General features: G+C 57.2%; 25 protein-coding genes and 1 other RNA gene. 6 read left to right on the top strand and 20 right to left on the bottom strand.

The genetic code is table 11. The features are described 5' to 3' along the window. Positions 1–8: 8 nt before the first annotated feature. The 5 genes from FVV99_RS13800 to rsmI all read right to left on the bottom strand — a co-directional run bounded on the left by FVV99_RS13800 (position 9) and on the right by rsmI (position 4,347). Complete coding sequence (locus FVV99_RS13800) at positions 9–1,721, bottom strand: peptidoglycan D,D-transpeptidase FtsI family protein (protein ID WP_148254669.1); 1,713 nt, start codon at positions 1,719–1,721, stop codon at positions 9–11. Then, on the bottom strand, positions 1,718–1,978 hold the full coding sequence (gene ftsL / locus FVV99_RS13795; RefSeq protein WP_236645421.1) for a cell division protein FtsL: 261 nt from the start codon (positions 1,976–1,978) through the stop codon (positions 1,718–1,720). The genes FVV99_RS13800 and ftsL overlap by 4 nt, the downstream gene beginning before the upstream one ends. Positions 1,979–2,043: 65 nt before the next feature. After that, positions 2,044–3,000 carry a 16S rRNA (cytosine(1402)-N(4))-methyltransferase RsmH gene (rsmH, locus tag FVV99_RS13790; protein WP_148254667.1) on the bottom strand — a complete coding sequence of 319 codons (957 nt, stop codon included), beginning with the start codon at positions 2,998–3,000 and terminating at the stop codon, positions 2,044–2,046. A 70-nt stretch (positions 3,001–3,070) separates the two neighbouring features. After that, positions 3,071–3,430: RNase P RNA component class A (rnpB, locus tag FVV99_RS13785), an RNA gene on the bottom strand. A 53-nt stretch (positions 3,431–3,483) separates the two neighbouring features. After that, complete coding sequence (rsmI, locus tag FVV99_RS13780; RefSeq protein WP_148254666.1) at positions 3,484–4,347, bottom strand: 16S rRNA (cytidine(1402)-2'-O)-methyltransferase; 864 nt, start codon at positions 4,345–4,347, stop codon at positions 3,484–3,486. Positions 4,348–4,391: 44 nt separating this feature from the next. Between rsmI and FVV99_RS13775 the strand changes: the two genes are divergently transcribed. From FVV99_RS13775 to FVV99_RS13760, 4 genes are read left to right on the top strand one after another with little or no spacing between them, the layout of a single operon-like run. After that, a complete protein-coding gene (locus tag FVV99_RS13775) occupies positions 4,392–6,227 on the top strand; it encodes a penicillin-binding protein activator (RefSeq protein ID WP_148254665.1) in 1,836 nt (611 codons plus the stop codon). After that, the gene (locus FVV99_RS13770) at positions 6,211–6,579 is read left to right on the top strand and encodes a YraN family protein (protein WP_148254664.1); all 369 of its coding nucleotides are present in this window, start codon (positions 6,211–6,213) and stop codon (positions 6,577–6,579) included. The genes FVV99_RS13775 and FVV99_RS13770 overlap by 17 nt, the downstream gene beginning before the upstream one ends. Positions 6,580–6,603: 24 nt before the next feature. Continuing rightward, entirely contained in the window at positions 6,604–7,206 is a 603-nt protein-coding gene (locus FVV99_RS13765; protein ID WP_148254663.1) for a phosphoheptose isomerase, read from the top strand. Then, positions 7,203–7,781, top strand: a complete 579-nt coding sequence (locus FVV99_RS13760) for a BON domain-containing protein (RefSeq protein ID WP_148254662.1) — start codon at positions 7,203–7,205, stop codon at positions 7,779–7,781. The genes FVV99_RS13765 and FVV99_RS13760 overlap by 4 nt, the downstream gene beginning before the upstream one ends. A gap of 71 nt (positions 7,782–7,852) precedes the next feature. Here FVV99_RS13760 and FVV99_RS13755 read toward each other — a convergent pair whose 3' ends face one another. The 8 genes from FVV99_RS13755 to zapE form a co-directional block, all read right to left on the bottom strand. Beyond that, complete coding sequence (locus FVV99_RS13755; RefSeq protein ID WP_148254661.1) at positions 7,853–8,335, bottom strand: ClpXP protease specificity-enhancing factor; 483 nt, start codon at positions 8,333–8,335, stop codon at positions 7,853–7,855. A 51-nt stretch (positions 8,336–8,386) separates the two neighbouring features. Next, a complete protein-coding gene (gene sspA / locus FVV99_RS13750) occupies positions 8,387–9,013 on the bottom strand; it encodes a stringent starvation protein SspA (protein ID WP_148254660.1) in 627 nt (208 codons plus the stop codon). A 159-nt stretch (positions 9,014–9,172) separates the two neighbouring features. Then, positions 9,173–9,922: a cytochrome c1 gene (locus FVV99_RS13745; RefSeq protein WP_148254659.1), complete on the bottom strand. Its 750-nt coding sequence runs from the start codon at positions 9,920–9,922 to the stop codon at positions 9,173–9,175. Then, on the bottom strand, positions 9,922–11,181 hold the full coding sequence (locus FVV99_RS13740) for a cytochrome b (protein ID WP_148254658.1): 1,260 nt from the start codon (positions 11,179–11,181) through the stop codon (positions 9,922–9,924). Before FVV99_RS13740 ends, FVV99_RS13745 begins: the two co-directional genes overlap by 1 nt. Further along, entirely contained in the window at positions 11,181–11,777 is a 597-nt protein-coding gene (gene petA / locus FVV99_RS13735; protein ID WP_148254657.1) for a ubiquinol-cytochrome c reductase iron-sulfur subunit, read from the bottom strand. Before petA ends, FVV99_RS13740 begins: the two co-directional genes overlap by 1 nt. A gap of 216 nt (positions 11,778–11,993) precedes the next feature. Further along, the gene (gene rpsI, locus FVV99_RS13730; protein WP_148254656.1) at positions 11,994–12,383 is read right to left on the bottom strand and encodes a 30S ribosomal protein S9; all 390 of its coding nucleotides are present in this window, start codon (positions 12,381–12,383) and stop codon (positions 11,994–11,996) included. A 14-nt stretch (positions 12,384–12,397) separates the two neighbouring features. Beyond that, a complete protein-coding gene (gene rplM / locus FVV99_RS13725) occupies positions 12,398–12,826 on the bottom strand; it encodes a 50S ribosomal protein L13 (protein WP_148254655.1) in 429 nt (142 codons plus the stop codon). Between the two features lie 263 nt (positions 12,827–13,089). Beyond that, positions 13,090–14,280, bottom strand: a complete 1,191-nt coding sequence (gene zapE / locus FVV99_RS13720) for a cell division protein ZapE (protein WP_148254812.1) — start codon at positions 14,278–14,280, stop codon at positions 13,090–13,092. 231 nt (positions 14,281–14,511) lie between these two features. On the opposite strand from zapE, the gene FVV99_RS13715 reads away from it, so the two are divergent. Then, positions 14,512–14,961, top strand: coding sequence for a YhcB family protein (locus tag FVV99_RS13715; protein WP_148254654.1), 450 nt, complete (start codon positions 14,512–14,514; stop codon positions 14,959–14,961). Between the two features lie 5 nt (positions 14,962–14,966). Here FVV99_RS13715 and FVV99_RS13710 read toward each other — a convergent pair whose 3' ends face one another. Then, positions 14,967–15,725, bottom strand: coding sequence for a Nif3-like dinuclear metal center hexameric protein (locus FVV99_RS13710; RefSeq protein ID WP_148254653.1), 759 nt, complete (start codon positions 15,723–15,725; stop codon positions 14,967–14,969). A gap of 100 nt (positions 15,726–15,825) precedes the next feature. Between FVV99_RS13710 and FVV99_RS13705 the strand changes: the two genes are divergently transcribed. Continuing rightward, positions 15,826–17,088: a Do family serine endopeptidase gene (locus FVV99_RS13705; protein WP_148254652.1), complete on the top strand. Its 1,263-nt coding sequence runs from the start codon at positions 15,826–15,828 to the stop codon at positions 17,086–17,088. Between the two features lie 18 nt (positions 17,089–17,106). Here the strand turns inward: FVV99_RS13705 and hisD are convergent, their stop codons facing one another. The 6 genes from hisD to FVV99_RS13675 form a co-directional block, all read right to left on the bottom strand. Then, entirely contained in the window at positions 17,107–18,432 is a 1,326-nt protein-coding gene (hisD, locus tag FVV99_RS13700) for a histidinol dehydrogenase (RefSeq protein ID WP_148254651.1), read from the bottom strand. Between the two features lie 31 nt (positions 18,433–18,463). Further along, a complete protein-coding gene (gene hisG / locus FVV99_RS13695; RefSeq protein ID WP_148254650.1) occupies positions 18,464–19,123 on the bottom strand; it encodes an ATP phosphoribosyltransferase in 660 nt (219 codons plus the stop codon). A 21-nt stretch (positions 19,124–19,144) separates the two neighbouring features. Continuing rightward, positions 19,145–20,407, bottom strand: coding sequence for a UDP-N-acetylglucosamine 1-carboxyvinyltransferase (gene murA / locus FVV99_RS13690; protein ID WP_148254649.1), 1,263 nt, complete (start codon positions 20,405–20,407; stop codon positions 19,145–19,147). A gap of 14 nt (positions 20,408–20,421) precedes the next feature. Then, positions 20,422–20,676, bottom strand: a complete 255-nt coding sequence (locus FVV99_RS13685) for a BolA family protein (RefSeq protein ID WP_148254648.1) — start codon at positions 20,674–20,676, stop codon at positions 20,422–20,424. 133 nt (positions 20,677–20,809) lie between these two features. Continuing rightward, entirely contained in the window at positions 20,810–21,133 is a 324-nt protein-coding gene (locus tag FVV99_RS13680; protein WP_148254647.1) for an STAS domain-containing protein, read from the bottom strand. Beyond that, complete coding sequence (locus tag FVV99_RS13675; protein WP_148254646.1) at positions 21,130–21,792, bottom strand: MlaC/ttg2D family ABC transporter substrate-binding protein; 663 nt, start codon at positions 21,790–21,792, stop codon at positions 21,130–21,132. Before FVV99_RS13675 ends, FVV99_RS13680 begins: the two co-directional genes overlap by 4 nt. Positions 21,793–21,807 lie beyond the last annotated feature (15 nt).

The following is a 21,807-nucleotide window of genomic DNA, read 5'->3' as shown; positions in this document are numbered from 1 at the left end:
CATTCGCGTTAGCGCCCCGCCTGTTGATCGGGTGGAACATCCAGCAACCGCAATGCACTTCCCGTTACCTTGGAAAAGACAGGGGCTGCCACGATACCGCCATAATAATCGTCGCCTCGCGGCTGATCGATCATCACCACGGTCACGATACGAGGGTCCGATACGGGAGCAATACCAGCGAACAAGCCACGATAGGCATCCTTTTCATAGCCACCGGCAGACGACTTACGTGCCGTCCCGGTTTTACCGGCGACCCGATATCCCGCCACGGCTGCACGATGGCCGCCGGCGTCAGGCTGAACGACCTCCTCCAGCATGCGCAGCAGATCATGAGATACCTCCGGTTCGAAGACTCGAGTCGCATCCGGCTCATCGTTAAGCTTGAGCAAGGAAGGGGCCAGATACTTCCCGTCATTGGCGATAGCGGTGTATGCACTAGCCAGCTGCAATGTCGAGACAGATAGGCCATAGCCATACGAGAGGGCGGCTTTCTGACTTCGCGACCATTGGATGGGTGGGGGGACACTCCCGGCGGCTTCACCGGGAAAGCCTGTCTCAGGCGAGTGTCCAAGCCCCAACGCATTGTATCGCTCCCACAAGGTCACATCGTCCAACTCCAGTGAGACTCGCGACATGCCGATATTGGATGATTTTTCCAAGATTTCAGCCATCGTCAGTCGGCCATAGTTACGGAAGTCATGGATGGTGAAGCCATCGATACGCATCCAACCGGGAGCCGTATCGATCACGGTATCCGGTTCGTACCTGTCGGTGGACAAAGCAGCCGACATGGCCAATGGTTTCATCACCGAGCCAGGCTCGAACACGTCGACAATTGCCTGGTTACGCAGCCCTTTGGGGTCGATGGCAGAGCGATCGTTGGGATTGAATGAGGGCGTATTGGCCATGGCCAATACTTCACCGTTGCGAGCATCCAGCATCACCAGACTGCCGCCTTTGGCATCATGCTCGGCAACCGCCGCCTTGAGCTCACGATAGGCCATGTACTGCAACCGCTGATCTATGGCCAGCGTCAAATCCCCTCCCGGGTTGGCCTCCTGCAACAGTTTTACATCACGCACCAGGCGTCCACGCCGATCCTTGAGGACACGCCGTTTGCCCGGTGTTCCCGACAGGTAAGGCTGGTAGGCAAGCTCCAGCCCCTCTTGCCCCTTGTCATCGACATTGGTGACGCCCAATAGCTGGGCAGTCACTTCCCCCGATGGATAGTAGCGGCGGTACTCTTTTTCGGCATGCACGCCGGAAAGGTTCAGATCAAGCACTTGCTGAGCGGATTTAGGCGTCAGCTGGCGACGCAAGTACATGAACTCACGGTCCTGATAGCGTGAGATGCGCTCGTTCAGCTCACTCAGTTCCATATCGAGCGCTCGAGCCAGCATCAACCGCTGAATGTCATCGACCGGCAAGTCTTGGGGGTCGGCCCATAGCGTCACGACAGGCGTCGAAATCGCCAGTGGCTCACCATGTCGGTCCGTAATCATCCCGCGGTGCGCGCTTAGCGATTCGGTACGCAAGGTGCGCGCGTCTCCCTGATCCTGAAGAAAGGTGCGATCGATGATATGCAAGTCAACGATGCGCATGCCAAGCAATCCGAGTGCAATGACCACAAGGCATACCATCACGACATAGCGTCCGGCGCCCATCGGTTCCATTGGCGGAGGACGGCGTGGAGTAGCCGCTTCTCGGCGATCCTCGCTCATGGGCGAATCACCTCTGCCTCATTGACGTCCGGAAGGCGCATGTTCAGACGTTCACTCGCCAATTTTTCGATGCGAGCCGGCGACGACCAGGCACTCTCCTCCAACAGCAATTGCCCCCACTCCGTCTGCAATTGGTCTTCTTCCTGCTCAAGACGTTGGAGGCGCGCATATTGCTCGCGTGTCAGGTGAGCCGTGGTGATGACCGCCAAAGCGCTACCCAACATCAGCACCAGCAGGCAAACCACCAGCAGAAGCATCCCACTGGGTTTCCATCGTTCACCGACCCGGAACAAGGCAGCTCGCTCCTTGAGCATCGTCGATCTCATGCTAGCTTACGCGCCGCGCGCATGACCGCGCTGCGGGCCCGTGGATTTTCATCGACCTCGACGTCACTGGGGCGTCTGGCTTTCCCCAGCATTTCAAGCCGTCTAGCCAACTCCTCATCGCGGATCGGCATGCCACGCGGCAAGTGAGTGTCACCGCGAACGTGCTTGCGAATGAAGCGTTTGACACGCCGGTCTTCCAGCGAATGGAAGCTGATGACCACCAGATGACCACCGGACGCAAGCGCCTCGAGTGCAGCGTCCAATCCAGCCTCCAACTGGTCGAGTTCGGCGTTGACCTGGATACGCAGCGCTTGGAAAACGCGTGTCGCCGGATGCTTGCCCTTCTCCCATGCTGGATGGGCCGTTTTGACGACGGCGGCCAGATCCTGCGTCCTCTCGAACGGTTGCTCTCGACGCCGGCGTGCAATCGCCCTGGCAATTCGCTTGGCATAGCGTTCTTCGCCAAACGTCTTGAACACGCGACTCATTTCCGACTCACTCGCATGTGCCAGCCACTGAGCGGCACTTTCTCCCCGAGATGGGTCCATGCGCATATCGAGAGGACCATCGCGCAGAAAACTGAATCCCCGCTCGGGGTCGTCAAGCTGAGGTGACGACACCCCTATATCCAGCAAGACTCCCGCCACCTGTTGCATGACGTCATGGCGTTCAGCGACCTCGGCCAGATCAGCGAACTCGCCGGCCACGATGGTAAAGCGCGGGTCATCGATGGCATGAGCGGCGGCTAGCGCATCCGGGTCCCGATCGATCGCGATCAACCGTCCATCCGGCGATAGCCGTTGCAGAATGGCCCGAGCATGTCCACCACGACCGAACGTACCATCGATATAGGTGCCATCCGGGTCATGGATCAAGGTATCCACGGCGCCATCGAGCAGAACACTGGCATGACGATGGGTCGATTGGGCCGTGACGTTTTCTGATGACGACATGCTATTCTCGATCGGCTAGAGCCATGACGGGACATCGCGACACAGCCACGATGACGGTAAATAATGGAGTGAAGGGAGTCGGCCGATAAGCCGGGTTCTGTCGAAGACAGCCATTCATCTAGAGGATATGTCGCCATACCCTTCCAGCAACCTACCCGAATCCAGCGCGGGCCACGCCCATGGATTCCTATTTGGTCTTGCTCCGGGTGGGGTTTACCTTGCCACGCACTGTTACCAGGCGCGCGGTGCGCTCTTACCGCACCCTTTCACCCTTACCGGTTCCCCATCTGCATGGAGAACGTAGGCGGTCTACTCTCTGCTGCACTAGCCGTCGGCTCACGCCGCCCAGGCGTTACCTGGCACCCTGCCCTACGGAGCCCGGACTTTCCTCCCCCAGTACGAGACTGGCGGCGACTGTCTGGCCTACTCCCAAGCAGCGAAGAATAACAGCGTCCCCCACCCCGCTCAAGCCATTCACCGCCATCAACTCAAGGTCCGATCCTTGGCCTGCTGGATCTGTTCATACCACCCCTTTTTTCCACCGCCCATCAGTCTGGCGGCGATGGCGGCCGCCTGTTTGACGCCGACCCTTTCAGCGATCAAGGCATCGACCAACCGCTGACCGTCGATCAGGGCCGAGGGTTCATCAAGTGGTGGTGGCGCCCCCTCCAGCATCAGCACGAACTCACCACGCAACTGATCCGGGTCCTCTGCCATAATCGCGAGCAAATGGGTAGCAGTACCGTCGAGAAACGTCTCGTACGTTTTCGTCAATTCGCGCGCCAATACCACACGCCGCTCGGAGTCGACCGACTCGATATCCTTGAGGGTATCCCTGATGCGGTGTGGAGACTCGTAAAAGATCAACGTCTCCTCCCGATCGATCAATGCCTCGAGTCGCGACCGGCGAGCACCGGACTTGGCCGGAAGGAATCCATGGTAGGAAAATCGATCGGTCGGCAACCCCGACGCAGAAAGCCCGGCAATCAGGGCACAGGCGCCTGGAATGGGTACGACCCGATGCCCCGCGTTACGCAGCGCACGTACCAGCAGGAAACCGGGGTCACTGATCAACGGGGTCCCCGCATCACTGATCAAAGCCACATCCTGACCTTTCTCCAGACAGCCCTGGATGCGGTTAATGCGAGCCTTCTCATTGTGCTCATGCAGCGATAACAACGGCCGCTCGATCCCTAGATGTCGCATTAGCCGGCCGCTATGGCGCGTATCTTCCACAGCGATCAACGACGCGCGCTCGAGTGCATGAGCGGCCCTCGCCGTCAGGTCATCAAGATTCCCAATCGGTGTAGCGACCACGTACAATGCGCCGTAAGCTGATAGAGTCATTGCGGTTCCGACTGCACGTTACCCAGACAAGGGATAAAGGATTTATGGACAAATCGCCTCGAAGCCTCTTGGCGGCTGCCCTCCTGGCACTTCTGATAGCAGGTTGTGCGGGCCAACCGGGCCCAGTAGAACGCGACGATGCCGATCCCCGCCAGCTGTTGCAGCAGGCCGAGGAACAGTCTGCCGCCGATGCCGCACGCACTCGCTTGGAAGCAGCGGACATCCTAGCACGTCGCGACGATGAGGCGCAGGCTCTCGACGTTGCTCGCGATATCGATGACACGCAACTGGAAGTTGACCAGCGCATCCGCTGGGCCTTGCTGCTCTCGGAACTTGCCCTGGAACAGGGCGATGACAAGGCCGTCATCGACGCAACGCGGATACTCGATGACGATCTGGACATTTCGCGTGGAGATACCAGCACACTGCGGGAACGCCAGGGGATCGCGCTAGGCCGCATAGGCGAACCTCTAGCGGCTGTCGAAGCCTTGCTTGCCGTCCAGCGCGATACTGACGATCTTGCCCTGAACGATGACATCTGGAAGCAAGTGTCTCGTCTCAACGAGCGACAACTCGAGACCTTGAGAGACGATCCGGATCGCTTGCAGCAGGGCTGGCTCGCACTGGCCGAACTGCAGAAACGCAGCGGCGGAGATATCGACCGTTTGATACGCCTATATGATGACTGGCGCAATCAGTATAGCAACCATCCGGCGGCACGCCGCACACCGGCGGAACTCTCGGCTCTGAGGGAGTTGCGCGACCAGCAGGTTGAACGGATCGCCGTCATGCTGCCGGAATCCGGCTCATTGGCCGATGTCGCCGATGAGATAAAAGAAGGCATTGAGACGCGTCACATGCAGGCCGTCAACGCCGGCGAATCGACCCCCCAGGTCATGTTCTTCGACTCCAGCAATAGCGAGTTGGATGCACTTTATGCCGAAGCCACCATGAATGGGGCCCAAGTCGTCATCGGCCCCTTGGACAAGGAACGCGTCACTGAACTGGAATCGCGCCGTGAAGTTCCCTTGCCGACACTTGCCTTGAACTACGGACGCGCTGAGCGCAATAACGCCGAGAACCTGTTTCAATACGGCCTGTCCGCAGAGGACGAAGCGCGCCAGGTGGCCAGACGCGCCTACCTTGACGGCCATCGCCGTGGTGCCGTGCTAGTCCCCGATAACGACTGGGGCGCGCGCGTTGCCGATGCGTTTCGCCAGGAATGGGAATCCCAGGGAGGCGAGATCAATGCCGCACTACAGTATGCCCCCGACGCGCCCGTCAGTCGTGCCATCGAACGACTGCTTGATGTCGGTGGCAATGACCGCGCTCGTACCGATGACATCGATATGCTGTTTCTCCTGGCACTACCACGCTATGCCCGCCAGGTCCCTCCGACGCTCGACTACTATTACGCGGATGATCTACCGGTGTATGGCACTTCCCATCTTTACGAAGGGCAGCCACAACCCAGCAGCGATCACGATCTGAACGATGTCTTTTTCATCGACATCCCGTGGCTGCTCCCCAATGCCGCTGTCGGGGGAGAAGATGCCTTACCCTTTGCATCCACCTATCAGTCACTCAGTGACGGTAGTGATCCATCGTTGCTCAAGTTGCAGGCGATGGGCGTCGATGCCTACGAACTCGCACGTCGGTTGCCACAGATACAGCAAATCCGTGGTACCGAGGTCTTCGGGGCCACCGGTACCCTGCATGCCGGGGAAGATGGACGCATCGAGCGTGAGCTGCCTTGGGCACAGTTTATTGATGGCATACCTCAACTTCCCCTGCAAAGTGCTGCACGCGGCGTTTTCGGTGACGATTTCGACGAAGCTTTCGGTAACGACGGCGATGAAGACGATGATGAAGAGCCATGATGCACGGGCAAGAGGCATGGCCATCGAACGCCAGGTAGCAACCTGGCTTCAGACCCAGGGACTCGTGCCGGTGGCAAGCAACCACCATGTCAAAGGCGGGGAGCTCGACCTGGTGATGCATGATGACGACACACTGGTCTTCATCGAGGTAAAGCATCGACGCGACACGAGATACGGCCATCCCTCGGAGATGGTCACTCCCCTCAAGCAACGCCGTCTGATACGAGCCGCCCATTTGTATCTTGCCAGCAACGGGCTATCATCACCCTGCCGGTTTGACATCGTCGCCGTGACAGGGACGCAACCATCACTCACCTTTGAGTGGATCAAGGCCGCTTTCGACGCCTTCTGAACGCTAACGGACCAGGGTTCCAGCATGGACTTCCAGACGCGCATACTCGACCAATTCAATGCAAGCATCGACACCAAGACCTATGCCAGTGAGGTATTACCGCCGTTCATCGAAGTGGCCAGCCAGATGATGGTCCAATGTCTGGTCAATGAAGGCAAGATACTGGCCTGTGGCAACGGAGGAAGTGCCGGTGACAGCCAGCATTTTTCATCGGAGCTGCTCAATCGGTTCGAACGCGAACGCCCCAGTCTGCCGGCCATGGCACTAACCACTGACACGTCGACATTGACATCGATCGCGAACGACTACACCTATAACGAAGTCTTTTCCAAGCAGATACGGGCACTGGGTCAGCCTGGTGACGTATTGCTGGCCATTTCCACCAGCGGTAACTCCGCCAACGTCGTGCAGGCCATTCAGGCAGCCCATGACCGGGATATGACCATCGTCGCACTCACCGGAAGAGACGGTGGTAACATGGCATCGTTGCTTGGCCAGGACGATTGTGAAATTCGCGTTCCGGCTACGGTAACGGCACGCATTCAAGAAGTACACCTGTTGGCGATACACTGCCTGTGCGACTTGATCGACGAACAACTCTTTGGTAGCAGCGAGTCTCTCACATGAAGAAAGGATTGATTACTCACGCCATACTGCTGAGTCTGATGTTATTGCTGGGTGGCTGTACGACAGTCGCCAATGTCACTCACTCAGGAACGATCGAGGAGAATTACGGCAAACGCACGGTTGGGTCTCAGGTCGAAGACGAAAGCATCGAAACCAAGACCGAAGTCAACCTGAGCAAGACGGATGCACGTTTTGATGATGCCAGAGTCAATGTCGACAGCTACAACGGTATCGTCCTGCTGACTGGCCAGGTTCCTAGCCAGGAACTCAAGGACAAGGCATTGGAGATCGCCGAAGCCGTGAGGAACGTGCGCAAGGTACACAATGAACTCAGCGTGTCTGCCAACCTGCCCGTCGGACAGCGTATCTCCGATGGATGGCTCAGCACCCGCATTCGTACCGACCTGGCTACGAACGAATCGATCGATGCCAGTCGTATACGCGTTGTCACGGAAAATGCCAGCGTCTATCTGATGGGGATCGTGACTCGTGACGAAGGTGATCGAATTGCTCAAGCCATCGCCAATATCAATGGTGTGCAACGCATCGTCAAAGCGTTCGAATACCTGGATTGAAGGCAGGCGATCCAATGCAAAGGGCAGATCCGCTGGATCTGCCCTTGCGAATCGAGGAGAGACTATACGCCTTACTTGACGACTCGTAGCGAAGGCCGGCCCTTACTGGGCGTCTTTTCCTTGTTGACGTCCTCAGCATCGGTATCCGAAGCAGGCGCGTCGTCAACAGTCGCAAGATCAGGCCCGCCTTCGGCCTCACCGCCAGTCATGTCATCTTCAGCATCATCTTCCTGACCTGGCATCACCGGCTCGTGCCCGAATACCATTCCTACACCATTCTCCCGGGCGTACAAAGCAATCAAGGCCTCACTCGGCACGACAACTTCCATGGGATGGCCGCCAAAGCGTGCATTGAACGTGATGGCATCATTCTCCATGGCCAATTCACGTACGGCCGTCGGGGCAACATTCAGCACGATCTGGCCATTTTGCACAAACTGCCTAGGTACCATGACCCCTTCACGCTCGGCATCCACCACGATATAGGGAGTCTGGTCATTATCCAACAACCACTGGTACAACGCCCTAGCAAGATACGGACGGCTAGATAGCATGGGAACCTCTCTTCATCGCAGACAACGCAGTGTCACGATTAACAGTCACGTTCACGCTCGCATTTCTCGCTCAGTCTCGGAAAGCGAGGACTGAAACGTGTCGCGAGCGAATAAACGATCCATGTATGACATCAGTGGCTTGACCTGTTTCTCGGGCAATTCTACGCCCAATGCAGGCAAACGCCATAGCAAAGGTGCCAGACAACAATCCACCAGAGAAAATTCTTCACTCATGAAAAACGGCATATCCTCGAAGATCGGAGAAATCCCCGCCAGGCTCTCACGCAACTCCTTACGGGCCCGTTCTGCATCTTTCTTGGTACCATCAGCGATCTCATCGACCAGTGGGCACCATTCCCGTTCGATGCGATGCATCCACAACCGGCTCTGAGCCCGAGCGACCGGATACACCGGTAGCAAAGGAGGATGGGGGAAGCGCTCATCCAGATACTCCATCATCACCTTGGACTCATAGAGCACCAAATCACGGTCCAGTAGTGTCGGCACACTGTTGTAAGGATTAAGGTCCGCCAGTTCCTTGGGGTGATTGTCTTCAGTGACATCCAGGATGTCGACAGCCACGCCTTTTTCGGCCAAGACGATACGCACTCGATGACTGAAGTGGTCGTCACTCCCAGAGTAGAACGTCATCGACGACCGCTTTGTCACTACACCCATGAAACAATCCTCGCATCTATTCAATTCAAGATGATAACACGTCCTGGCTACCGTTCGCTGCCCATGTGTGCTGTCAAGATATCATGAGGGGGCGTCCGACGAACTCAAGGACGCATGGCCCCGGGCCATGCGTCCTTGAATGTCGTGATTCCAATGAGCTCAGTGAATATCGCGCCAGTACTCTCGCTTGAGCAGGTAGGCAATGACACCAAAGATAAATATGAAGATCAGCACCTTTGGGCCCAGGGTGTTGGCCTGTAGCTTGGAAGGCTCGCCGACATAAGCCAGGAAATTGGTCAAGTCATAAACAGCCTCTTCGAACTCGTCAGGACTCATCTGCCCAGGCTCGGTAACCTGGAGCACACTACAGGAGGCGTCACCCTCTGCTTCGCCATTTTGATGCTCGGCGTCAGGACATACCTTTTCCTGGACACCTTGCAAGGGCTCAAGCACATTGGGCATGGCGACCATATCGAAGACCTTGTTGTTGACGCCGGTAGGCTGTTCATCATCCTTGTAGAACGTCAACAGGTAGGAATAGATCCAGTCCGAGCCACGCAAACGGTTGTGCAGGGTCAGATCCGGAGGCGCCGCCCCGAACCAGTTGGCCGCATCCTCTTCCTCCATGGCGATTTCCATCTGGTCGTTGAAGAGCAGATCGGAAGAGAAGATCAAGTTTTCTTCCACCAGATCCTGCGGCATACCGAGATCACTGGCGGCACGCGAGAAACGCTGATATTCCAGTGAGTGGCAACCCAGGCAATAGTTGACATACAACTTCATGCCATTTTGGAGTGACGCCTTATCCTCGAGGTCCGGTGTCATCGAATATGGTACGTCACTGCTGGTCGCAGCCATGCCTGTCAAGGGCACCAGCGCGAACAGCAGTGCGAACAGTTGTTTTTTCATCAGCCTGTCACCCTTTCCGGAACGGGTTTGGTCTTTTCGACCCGTGTGTAGTACGGCATCAGCAAAAAGAAGGCAAAATAAACGGCCGTACATACTTGCGAGACCTGCGTCCGCACCCCGGTAGCCGGCAATACCCCCAGCACGCCCAGAATACAGAAACTGACCACGAAAAGACCCAACATTGTCCGCGAGATCCACCCCTTATAGCGCATCGAACGTACCGGGCTCCGATCCAGCCATGGTAGAACGAATAGAATGGCTATCGCCGCACCCATCGTCATGACACCCAGGAACTTGGCATCGAGTCCGAACAAGGAGAACGTAATGGAGCGCAACATCGCGTAAAACGGTGTGAAATACCATACCGGCGCGATGTGATCAGGCGTTGATAGAGGATCTGACGGCTCGAAATTGGGGGTTTCCAGAAAATAACCACCACCTTCCGGAAAATAGAAGATGACTACACAGAAAACGAACAGGAACACCGCGACACCAAACAGATCCTTGACGGTGTAATAAGGATGGAAGGGGATGCCGTCAAGCGGCTTTCCGGATGCATCCTTCCGATCCTTGATCTCGACACCGTCGGGATTGTTGGAGCCCACCTCATGCAAGGCAATGATGTGCAATACCACCAGCCCCAGTATCACGATGGGTAACGCGACCACATGGAGAGCAAAGAAGCGGTTGAGGGTGATACCCGAGACTAGGAAATCCCCGCGAATCCACTGAGCCAAATCCGGCCCGATGAGCGGGATTGCCGAGAACAGTGAAATAATGACCTGGGCCCCCCAATAGGACATTTGCCCCCAGGGCAGGAGATACCCCATGAAAGCTTCGGCCATCAAGGCGAGATAGATGATCATACCGAAAACCCATACCAACTCCCGTGGCGCTCGGTAGGAGCCATACAGCAAGCCGCGAAACATATGCAAGTACACCACCACGAAGAATGCCGAAGCGCCCGTGGAGTGCATGTAGCGAATCAGCCAACCATATTCGACATCACGCATGATGTACTCAATGGAATCGAATGCCCCTTCTGCGGAGGGGTTGTAGCTCATGGTCAACCACACACCGGTCAAAATCTGGTTGACGAGCACGAGCAACGCCAGCGACCCGAAAAAGTACCAGAAATTGAAATTCTTGGGAGCGTAATATCCAGATAGATGATCCTGCCACATCTGGGTAGCAGGAAAACGGTCATCCACCCAACGCATGAACCCTCGTTCCGCCTTGACGCGATTCGGATTACCCATCAGGCGCTCTCCTCGTCTTCCCCGACCCAGATGATGGTGTCGCCTTCATAACGATGAGGCGGCACTTCGAGATTGGTAGGCGCCGGCACATTGGCGAACACTCGGCCTGCCAGGTCGAAACGCGAACCATGGCAGGGGCAAAAGTATCCTCCCGGCCAATTTTCGCCTAAATCGGACGCACCTGGCTCCGGACGAAACGTGGGAGAACATCCCAAGTGCGTGCAGATGCCGACCATGACGCCCACCTCTGGTTTGAGAGAGCGAAGCGGGCCAGTAACGTAGTCTGGTTGTTGAGGATCTTCCGAATCGGGGTCTGCCAAGCGCGATGCATCGATTTGCTGGGTCGCTTCGATCATTTCAGCGCTGCGCCGCACCAGCCAGACTGGTTTGCCACGCCACTCGATCGTCATTTGCTGACCTTCATCGAGTTTGGAGATATCGGCGGGCACAGGTGCTCCCGCTGCCCTTGCTCTGGCACTAGGTTGCCAGGAAGCCACAAAGGGGACTGCCACCCCGACGGCACCCACCGCACCTACGACGGTAGTCGCCCCGACGAGGAAGCGGCGTCTCCCTTTGTTTACGCCGTTCTCTGTCATTGTAATATTTCTCCCATCAATTCACCCGCTGTGTCATGCACGCTGATGTCGGGCGACTCACGGACAAGGATCCAAGCTATGGTAAAAAAGCGCATAGTTCAACACAAGATAAGCCGTCTCTGACCTAAGTTGCATAACCATAATAAATCGCTGATTTACATAAAAAAGCGCCCAGGCCGTATGACCTGGGCGCACGGAAGGTCGCTTGACGCGAAATTAACGCTTGGAGAACTGAGGACGACGGCGCGCCTTGCGCAGACCGATTTTCTTACGCTCGACGCTCCGCGCATCACGGGTTACGTACCCGGCAGTCCGCAACGGCTTGCGGAAATCCTCGTTGTACTCGATCAAGGCACGGGTAATACCGTGACGAATAGCACCGGCCTGCGCCGAACCACCGCCACCCTTGACGGTGACATAAACGTCGAACTGACCCTGAGTTTCCGTCAGTTCCAGCGGCTGGCGAACAACCATATGACCGGTAACACGGCCGAAGTAGTCGTTCAGTTCGCGCTTGTTGACGGTAATCTTGCCGGTACCCGGCTTGAGAAAGACACGGGCCGTTGAAGTCTTGCGGCGCCCGGTCCCGTAATACTGTTGTGTCATGGCGAGTACACCCCTTAAAGATTCAGTTCTTGCGGCTGCTGCGCAGCATGCGGATGATCAGTGCCGGCATAGACCTTGAGCTTGGCATGCATGGCACGCCCAAGAGGACCTTTGGGCAGCATACCCTTGACGGCCTTCTCGATGACACGCTCCGGCGCATAGCTGATCATGCCGTCGAAATTCATGGAACGCAGACCACCAGGATAGCCGGTATGGCGATAGTACTGCTTGTCACTAGCCTTGTTGCCGGTCACACGAACCTTCTCTGCGTTGACCACCACAATGTAGTCGCCAGTATCGACGTGCGGGGTATACTCGGGCTTGTGTTTGCCACGCAAACGGCGGGCAATTTCGGTCGCAAGACGACCGAGCGTCTTGTCCGTCGCGTCGACGACATACCAGTCGCGCTGGACGGACTGTGGCTTAGCACTGAACGTCTTCATGAATTGGATCACCAAAAACAATGTATTGGGCCACCAAAAGCAGATGACCTGCCTAGGTGACCATCCCTATTTTTCTTGGTTGCGCCATATGGGAATCCCCGATAACGACGCAACGGTCGAGCGAGCGCGCATTATACATGCCCGATAGGGAAAGGTTAAGGGCAAATTGACGACGAACGACGGCACAGGCTGATGGTGCCATCGATTCAACCTGCTCACCGCCCAAGACGCCATGTATCGTGCTCATGGCTCACGGACCGACGTCAAGGTTTATGCGGTAGCGCCAGATATTCATGCGACTGCATCTCTAGCAGCCTGGATAGCGTCCGATCGAACTCGAACTCCAAGTCTCCCCCGCTATAGAGCCGTTCGACGGGAGCTTCCGCCGACATCAGTAACTTGACACCACGGTCATAGAATTCATCGACCATGTTAATGAACCGGCGCGCTTGATCGTCGCTGCCTCGCCCCATAGTCGGCACATTCGATAACAACACACTGTGAAACTCACGCGCCAACTCAATGTAGTCGTTCTGGCTACGCGGGCCATCACATAGTTCGCGGAATTCGAACCACACCACATCATCGTGCAAACGGCGAGCTTGCAAGACCCGTCGATTGACCTCGATGGAAGCCGATTCCTCGCCTTCACTACCTGCAATCTCCCGAAAACTCCGCGCCAATTCGGCTTCTGCTGCTTCATCGAGTGGAAAATGAAAGATGGCGGCTCGTTCGAGGGCGCGCAGGCGGTAATCGACTCCCGAATCGACATTCACGACCAGGCAGTGGCGGTTGATCAAATCAATGGCCGGCAGGAAACGGGCACGTTGCAATCCATCCTTGTACAGGTCATCGGGGGGAATGTTCGAGGTAGCGACCAATACGACGCCTTGCTCAAAAAGCGCTTCGAGAAGGTTGGCCAGAATCATGGCATCGGTAATGTCCTTGACGAAAAACTCGTCAAAGCATATCACTCGCGCTTCGCTGGCGAACTTGGCAGCTATCAGGCGCAACGGGTTCTTTTCGCCCTTGTAGTGCTCCAGTTCATTGTGCACACGCTGCATGAAACGGTGAAAATGCGTCCGCATCTTATCGGGGAAAGGCAGTGACTCGTAGAATGCATCGACGAGATAGGTCTTCCCTCGCCCGACACCGCCCCAAAAATAGAGCCCCATGATCTCCGGCAGCTCATCGAAAGGGGATGGCGCCTTTTTCTGCCCCAGCAGCCCCGCCATTCGCGCTTTCAGCCCTTTCCCGGCAATGACCGACCTGGGTTGGGCATGGGGCTTGGATAACAGGTCATCGTAAAGGCGCTGCAGATGCTTGACCGCTTCTTCCTGGGCTGGGTCGTACTCGAAATCGTCACGTGAGACATCCGAGCGGTATCGGGCGAGTGGCGTTTCGCCCTTCTCGGCGTCGACAGCTTCATGTCGGGTCGTCAGAGTTGCACACATTAGCGTATGGCTTGCCTCGTACTGATTCATCAGACCGACCTATTATACGCTGCCTGAAGGCCAAGCGCATGTGACCGAACGTCGTCTCGCCATGTGCATTGACCTGAGTCTCGGCCTGCCCCATATAATGGGCCACGAGCGACGCAGCCGTGAGCGTCATCATAACGTGCCCGGCAACCACAAGTGCATGGGTATGGCGAGCATGGTTGCATGAATTTTAAGGGGAACGACGTGTACGAGAGCAATATCGACTGGGTACTGGCAATCGTCAGTGGTCTTGCCGGCATCGGTATCGGTGCTCTGGGCTACCATTTGCTGAACAGCAATGTGGCGCGCAACCAGAAAGTTCGTCAGCGGCTCGCCGAGACCGAGCTGGAGTTGAATCAGGTAAAGGATTCCCTGAACGACCATTTTGCGCGGGCCGCTGACCTCGTTGAGAGCATCCAACGCCAGACCCAGGAACTCGAACAACAGTTGGCTCAAGGAGCTGAGCGCTTTTGTGACGACAGCCAAATCAGGCGTCGCCTCAACAATGTCCCCATCGATCAGGGGAGTAGCGATGAGCCGTCAACGGCGGCGCCCCGCGATTATGCCGACGGCAATCATGGAACCTTGTCCGAGGATTTCGGGCTGCGGCAGAGCACGGGGGAAAAGGAGCAGCCCCAACCGCCTCGTTATTGAGACGCTCAGGCAGGGTTGTCGATATCGACGAAACGGTGCTCGAGCCCGAAGCGTGTCGCTAACCACTCACCCAGGGCCTTCACGCCATCACGCTCCGTCGCGTGGTGGCCAGCGGCCAGGTAGCTAATTCCCGTTTCGCGCGCGATGTGCGTGGTACGTTCAGAAATTTCCCCGGACACAAAGGCTTGGGCCCCCGCTTCCGCAGCCTGCGTGATCATGTCCTGCGCTCCGCCGGTACACCAGGCGATCCGCGTCAATGCCCCCTCATGTCCGTGTACCAGCAACGGCTCTCTGCCCAGGTGACGGGTCAATCGCGCCGCAAGTTCGCGATCGTCGCATGGCTCTGCCGGCGTCCCGACCCACAGTAGTCCTTCACCCAGCGGACCATCCACACAACCTTCAGGGCTTAGCCCCAGCTTCAAGCCGAGTTGCGCATTGTTGCCCAGCTCAGGATGCGCATCCAGTGGCAGATGATAAGCCAGCAGATTGATGTCATTGGCCAGTAACGTCGCCAGGCGACGCCGTTTCATGCCGGTAATGCTGACCGGCTCGTTCTTCCAGAAGTAACCATGATGAACCAGCAGGACATCGGCTTGCCATGCCACTGCCTCATCGAGCAACGCCTGACACGCAGTCACCCCCGTCATCACTCGTCCTACCTGTCGCCGTCCCTCCACTTGCAGTCCATTGACGGTATAGTCCTTGAAGCGCTCAGGCTGCAACCGCGCCTCACAGGCGTCTATCAGTTCGTCACACGAGATCATCCATACCTCCGGACAGGCGAAATGTCGCAATGTTACACTCTCGCCATTGTAACGACCGCGACCTCCGCCAGCGACCGCCTAGTCGACAAGGATTCTTTGCATGCGCCGTCTTCTACCACTTTTCTGGCCGGTTCTGTCCGGAATATTACTGGCCATCGTCCTGCTCACCTTGTTTCCTGGACTCATGGAGCGTTCTTCGGAAGAGGCACAGAACCAATCCAGCCCTTCCCTGAGCGATCAATTCCCGATCGTCGAACCGCCGGCCATTCCACAGATGACCAGCAACGAAACCTCCGGAGAAGACGCGACACGCCCCGCCCCCGATGTACAGGACGCCGCGCCCCTGTCACGCGAGCAGGGGCCTGCCAGTTATTCCGATGCCGTGGAACGAGCCGCACCGGCAGTGGTCAACATTTACTCATCTCGTGTCGTCGAACGCGATCAGCACCCTTTGATGTCGGACCCGTTCTTTCGGCAGTTCTTCGGCGATGAGATGCCCAGCAGACAGCGCATGCTCTCCAGTCTTGGTTCAGGCGTCATCGTCAGTGATGACGGTTACGTCCTGACGAACCACCACGTCATCAATGGCGCCGATCAGATTCAGGTGGCGCTTCGTGACGGCCGCGAAACCTTGGCCGATGTCATCGGCACGGATCCCGAAAGCGACCTCGCGGTCCTGAGAATCGACCTCGACGATCTGCCGGTCATCTCCATGGCCGACTCTTCGCAAACTGCGGTCGGTGACGTCGCCCTGGCGATCGGTAATCCATTCGGCGTCGGTCAGACCGTGACAATGGGTATCGTGAGCGCGACAGGACGCAGCCACCTAGGGCTCAATGCCTACGAAGATTTCATTCAAACCGATGCGGCCATCAATCCGGGTAACTCGGGGGGCGCCCTGATCAACCCTGAAGGTGCCATGGTGGGCATCAATACAGCGATATTTTCACGCTCGGGTGGTTCGCAGGGTATCGGTTTCGCCATCCCCGCCAATCTGGCACGAAACATCCTGGAAGAGCTCGTTACCCATGGACGGGTCATCCGCGGTTGGCTGGGCATTGAAGCTCAGGAAATGACGCAGGAGCTGGCTGCCTCTTTCGGGCTGAACACGCTACAGGGTGTCGTCATCTCGGGAGTAGTGCCGGACGGCCCCGCCGACGAAGCCGGCCTGAAACCCGGCGACATACTACTCGAAGTCGATGGGAGTCCCATTGTGGATGCTCGCGCTACCATGGCCGACATCGCCGCCCTGGCGCCCGGCTCCAGTCTACCGCTCAAGGTGATCCGCAATGGTGATACACTCGATGTTGAACTCACCGTCGGGGAGCGGCCAACGCCCGAGTTGCGCGAACCCGAGCGCTGAACCGTGTGAAAGCAGCCCTCATGAGCGCCTGATACGATACTCAGCCGAGCGTGCGTGAGCCGTCAATGATTCACCGCGCGCCAGCTCGGCCGCCGTTTCACCGAGCACTGAAGCGCCCTCAGGCGAACACTGGATGAGGGAAGAGCGCTTCTGGAAGTCATACACGCCCAGCGGCGAGGAAAATCGTGCTGTCCCCGAAGTGGGCAAGACATGGTTGGGCCCGGCACAATAATCACCCAAGGCTTCGGCAGTATAACGCCCCATGAATATTGCGCCGGCATGTCGAATACCCGGCAACATCGCCTGCGGATCCGCCACAGACAGCTCCAGATGTTCCGGAGCAATGCGATTGATGAGGTCCAGCGCCTCATCGCTGTCACGACAGGTAATCAATGCGCCCCGACTCTGCAGCGATTCACGAATGATCGGCGCGCGCTCCATTTCGGGAAGCAAGCGCACCATGGCTGCCTGCACCGCTGCCAGATGATCGTCATCCCAACTGACCAGAATTGCCTGCGCATCCTCGTCGTGTTCTGCTTGCGAAAACAGATCCATGGCCAGCCAATTCGGATCGGTCTGGCCATCCGAGACCACCAGGATTTCGGATGGACCGGCGATCATATCGATCCCGACCTGACCAAATACCGCACGCTTGGCCGTCGCCACATAGATATTGCCCGGACCGACGATCTTGTCGACACGCGGCACCGTCTCGGTACCATAGGCCAAAGCCGCAATCGCCTGGGCTCCGCCTAGTGTATATACCCGATCCACGCCCGCTAGATGGGCAGCGGCCAGCACCAGGTCATTCAAGACACCATCGGGTGTGGGTACGACCATGATGATTTCCCGTACACCGGCCACATGTGCAGGAATTGCATTCATCAAGACCGACGAAGGATAGGCCGCCTTGCCGCCCGGCACATAAATGCCTGCCCGATCCAGCGGCGTGACACGCTGCCCGAGCACCGTACCGTCGTCCTCGGTATATTGCCAGGAGACCGGCTTCTGCTTTTCATGGTAACCACGGATACGCTCAGCCGCCGCAGCCAGGGCGGTACGTTGCGCCTCAGGTAACCCTTCGAATGCACGTCGCAACTGCTCCGGGGTCAATGTCAGGGCGTCCATGGTCTCGGCCTGAAGCCGGTCCAAGCGATGGGTGTATTCGAGCAACGCTTCATCGCCACGACGTCGCACTGCCGCAATGATGTCATCAACGCGCTGCTGCACATCAGCATCGGACACCCCTTCCCACTCCAGCAGGGCATTCAGACGAGCGTCGAAATTCGCATCGGTGGTCGATAACCGATTGACGCTGAGATCAGTCACAGAATTGTCAGCCATGTTGCTCTCTCGGATGCCGCTCATGGATCGATCACGCCGAGACGGCCTCGCCCCCATGACGCGAGGCGACGGCTTGGCGAAGTCGACTGATCAACGGCTTCAGTTGCTCGTGCTTCATGGTCATGGCTGCCTTGTTGACAACCAACCGGGTGCTGATGTCGGCAATCAACTCGCGCGGCTCCATGCCATTGGCGCGCAGCGTATTGCCGGTATCGACGATGTCGACGATCTCATCGGCCAGATTCATCAACGGTGCCAGTTCCATGGCGCCATAAAGCTTGATGACCTCTGCCTGTATGCCTTGCTCGGCATAATACCGACGGGCAACGTCGACGAATTTGGTGGCAACGCGTCGACGCGCATGCGCAGGTTGCATCCCCTGGACACCCGCCGTCATCAAACGGCACTTGGCTATCTCGAGATCCAATGGCTCATACAGACCTTCTGCACCATGCTCCAACAAGACGTCCTTGCCGGCAACTCCCAGGTCCGCGGCCCCCAATTGCACATAGGTGGGAACGTCCGTGGCACGAATCACGACCAGTTTGACATTCGACAGATTCGTGTCGAACAACAGTTTACGACTCTTGTCGATATCTTCCGCAGGCTCGATACCGGCATCCGCCAGCAACGGTAGCGTCTCGTCAAGAATACGTCCCTTGGACAGGGCCAATATCAATTGTTTGCTCATAGCGTCTCGTCGCTTGCTCGCTTACCCGGGCACACGGCGAATTTTCGCCCCCAGCAGTTGCAGTTTTTCTTCAATGCACTCATATCCTCGGTCGATATGATAGATCCGATCCACCAGGGTTTCTCCAGCGGCACAAAGCGCCGCCACTACCAAGGATGCCGACGCGCGTAGATCGGTCGCCATCACCGGTGCCCCGGATAACTGCTCCACCCCGGTAATGACAGCCGTATTCCCTTCGAGCGCGATGTTCGCTCCCATGCGATTCAGCTCCTGCACATGCATGAAACGATTCTCGAATATCGTCTCCACCACTCGCCCATTCCCATCGGCCACAGCGTTCAATGCAACGAACTGCGCCTGCATGTCGGTCGGAAACGCTGGGTAAGGCGCGGTGCGCACATTGACCGCCTTGGGACGACGCCCATGCATATCGAGTTCGACCCAGCCTTCGCCGCTGGTCACCGAAGCCCCCGTCTCTTCCAGCTTGGCCAGCACCGCTTCGAGGATGTCTGCACGCGTATTGCGCACGCGGACCCGGCCCCCCGTCAAGGCAGCCCCCACCAGGAACGTGCCGGTCTCGATACGATCTGGCATGACATCATGGTGGCAACCCGACAGTCGCTCGACACCCTCAATAACGATGGTATCGCTGCCGTGCCCGCGAATGTTGGCCCCCATCCTGATGAGGCATTCAGCCAGATCCACCACCTCAGGCTCACGCGCGGCATTCTCCAGTACCGTGACACCATCGGCCAATGTCGCCGCCATCATCAGGTTCTCGGTGCCTGTGACGGTGACGGTATCGAAAAAGATGGTAGCGCCGTGCAAGCGACCCGAGGTCCGGGCCCGAATATAGCCGCCCTCGACTCGAACATCGGCTCCCATCGCTTCCAATCCATTGATATGCAAATCGACGGGGCGCGATCCGATGGCGCAGCCGCCGGGGAGAGATACGTCAGCCGTTCCGAAATGCGCGAGGAGTGGCCCCAACACGAGAATGGAAGCTCGCATTTTCTTGACCAGTTCGTACGGCGCATGGCATTCGCGAACCTGGGAGCCATCCAACTGAATGGTCATTCTTTCGCCCATCACCGGTTCGACGCCCATCCGCCCCAGCAACTCAAGCGTGGTTGTGATGTCCTGTAGATGAGGAAGGTTACCGATAGTCACTGGGCCATCGGCAAGCAACGAAGCACAGAGTACCGGCAGCGCCGAATTCTTGGCACCACTGGCCCAAACTTCACCTTCGAGTGGGCCATTGCCGGTAATGATCAATTTATCCATGGCATTCCGGAGCGTCAGGCATTGGTATTTTCCGGTGCATTCTGCCACTGCGCCGGCGTATAGGTCTTGAGGCTCAACGCATGCAACTCACCACTGGCGATCTCCTCTGAAAGCGCCCCATAAATGAGTTGCTGACGTTTGACGGGACTCAGCCCTTCGAAGACATCCCCGATGGCGACCACTTGGAAATTGCAGCCTTCACCCTGAATGTGGAACTCACACCCTTCGATGCGAGACTCGAGCAGCGCTTTGACATCGCTGGGTAACATGGAAAGCACTCCTTGAATGAACCATTGTGACCGCTGCCCAGTGGCAGCAATCGAAAACGACCATTCATGGTAATGAAAAGCGCCGCCGTTGGCGATGGCGGTGCACTGAAGACAGGCTCATCCGGAACGGCACTCACGCTACCGGCAAGAGAGCATCGAGACTCGCCACTTCCGTCAAACGCCGCAGCGGCGGCGACAAGTGTACTGCCTGGACATGCAGATCCGCAGCGATAGCATGACGCATCCATTCGAGCATGACGCTCAAGGCAGCACTGCTGACGCGCTGTACGCCTGCGAAATCGAGTTCGACCATTGCCCCTGATGCACAGGCAGCCAACCACTCGCTGCCTGCTGATGCCAAGGCCGCAGCGACGTCGAAATCGACATCACCACTAACCGTGAGACATCGATCGGTCGCCATCAAACTGGCTCCCTGTGCCTCGAACAACTGTCTCATGACTGACCATCTTCCAACTCATCGACACCGACATCCGGTGACCAGCTATCGATGACGGCGTCATAATCACGACCATGCTCGCGCATCGCCTGATCGAACTGATTACGGAACGTCAAGCCCAGATTGATCCCATTGACGATCACATTGACGACTTTCCAGCCATCATCGGTCAGGCGCAACGAGTAGCTGACCGGGTATACATCACCATTGTTGGCGACCACTTCCATGTCGACACTGGTTTGCTCCTCAGACCGTGAGTCACGCTGACGATCGAGGACACGCAGTTCATCGTAATCGAAGGTGACCAGGCCCTTGGCGTAAGTATCAATCATGGTTTGGCGAAACGTATCGACAAAACGGGAGCGTTGTTCAGGCGTGGCATTACTGAAGTAACGCCCCATGACACTGGCGCCGATGTAACGAAAATCGGCAACATCATCCAGGTTGGCGTCCACCAGAGCTTCCAGTTCATCGACATTCTCAGCGAAGTAGTCTTTCCTGCCTTCGATTTTTCCCATCAAATCATCGATGCTATCCCGAATCATCTGTTCCGGGGGCTTATTCGCTTGCTGAGCCACAGCCTCCGCAGCCAACAGGGCCATGCCAGCCATCAACAGAACGGTCAGCGCACTCTTTCTCAGCAACCTCGACAACTGCATAGCGAGTCCTCCGGG

The sequence above is a fragment of the Aidingimonas lacisalsi genome, from assembly GCF_008079445.1.
Lineage (GTDB): Bacteria > Pseudomonadota > Gammaproteobacteria > Pseudomonadales > Halomonadaceae > Aidingimonas > Aidingimonas lacisalsi.
Note: the sequence above shows the minus strand (reverse complement) of the source record. Positions and strands in the feature narration are given on the sequence as shown.

Coding starts and splice junctions, on each gene's coding strand:
- FVV99_RS13800 (WP_148254669.1), bottom strand. CDS start 1,721: ATGAGCGAGGATCGCCGAGAAGCGGCTACTCCACGCCGTCCTCCGCCA.
- FVV99_RS13710 (WP_148254653.1), bottom strand. CDS start 15,725: ATGATCTCGTGTGACGAACTGATAGACGCCTGTGAGGCGCGGTTGCAG.
- hisD (WP_148254651.1), bottom strand. CDS start 18,432: ATGGCTGACAATTCTGTGACTGATCTCAGCGTCAATCGGTTATCGACC.
- FVV99_RS13755 (WP_148254661.1), bottom strand. CDS start 8,335: ATGCTATCTAGCCGTCCGTATCTTGCTAGGGCGTTGTACCAGTGGTTG.
- petA (WP_148254657.1), bottom strand. CDS start 11,777: ATGACAGAGAACGGCGTAAACAAAGGGAGACGCCGCTTCCTCGTCGGG.
- FVV99_RS13745 (WP_148254659.1), bottom strand. CDS start 9,922: ATGAAAAAACAACTGTTCGCACTGCTGTTCGCGCTGGTGCCCTTGACA.
- hisG (WP_148254650.1), bottom strand. CDS start 19,123: ATGAGCAAACAATTGATATTGGCCCTGTCCAAGGGACGTATTCTTGAC.
- sspA (WP_148254660.1), bottom strand. CDS start 9,013: ATGGGTGTAGTGACAAAGCGGTCGTCGATGACGTTCTACTCTGGGAGT.
- FVV99_RS13740 (WP_148254658.1), bottom strand. CDS start 11,181: ATGGGTAATCCGAATCGCGTCAAGGCGGAACGAGGGTTCATGCGTTGG.
- FVV99_RS13765 (WP_148254663.1), top strand. CDS start 6,604: ATGGACTTCCAGACGCGCATACTCGACCAATTCAATGCAAGCATCGAC.
- murA (WP_148254649.1), bottom strand. CDS start 20,407: ATGGATAAATTGATCATTACCGGCAATGGCCCACTCGAAGGTGAAGTT.
- FVV99_RS13775 (WP_148254665.1), top strand. CDS start 4,392: ATGGACAAATCGCCTCGAAGCCTCTTGGCGGCTGCCCTCCTGGCACTT.
- FVV99_RS13680 (WP_148254647.1), bottom strand. CDS start 21,133: ATGAGACAGTTGTTCGAGGCACAGGGAGCCAGTTTGATGGCGACCGAT.
- rsmH (WP_148254667.1), bottom strand. CDS start 3,000: ATGTCGTCATCAGAAAACGTCACGGCCCAATCGACCCATCGTCATGCC.
- ftsL (WP_236645421.1), bottom strand. CDS start 1,978: ATGCTTCTGCTGGTGGTTTGCCTGCTGGTGCTGATGTTGGGTAGCGCT.
- rsmI (WP_148254666.1), bottom strand. CDS start 4,347: ATGACTCTATCAGCTTACGGCGCATTGTACGTGGTCGCTACACCGATT.
- FVV99_RS13705 (WP_148254652.1), top strand. CDS start 15,826: ATGCGCCGTCTTCTACCACTTTTCTGGCCGGTTCTGTCCGGAATATTA.
- FVV99_RS13770 (WP_148254664.1), top strand. CDS start 6,211: ATGATGAAGAGCCATGATGCACGGGCAAGAGGCATGGCCATCGAACGC.
- FVV99_RS13685 (WP_148254648.1), bottom strand. CDS start 20,676: ATGTTACCCAGCGATGTCAAAGCGCTGCTCGAGTCTCGCATCGAAGGG.
- rplM (WP_148254655.1), bottom strand. CDS start 12,826: ATGAAGACGTTCAGTGCTAAGCCACAGTCCGTCCAGCGCGACTGGTAT.
- rpsI (WP_148254656.1), bottom strand. CDS start 12,383: ATGACACAACAGTATTACGGGACCGGGCGCCGCAAGACTTCAACGGCC.
- FVV99_RS13675 (WP_148254646.1), bottom strand. CDS start 21,792: ATGCAGTTGTCGAGGTTGCTGAGAAAGAGTGCGCTGACCGTTCTGTTG.
- zapE (WP_148254812.1), bottom strand. CDS start 14,280: ATGTGTGCAACTCTGACGACCCGACATGAAGCTGTCGACGCCGAGAAG.
- FVV99_RS13760 (WP_148254662.1), top strand. CDS start 7,203: ATGAAGAAAGGATTGATTACTCACGCCATACTGCTGAGTCTGATGTTA.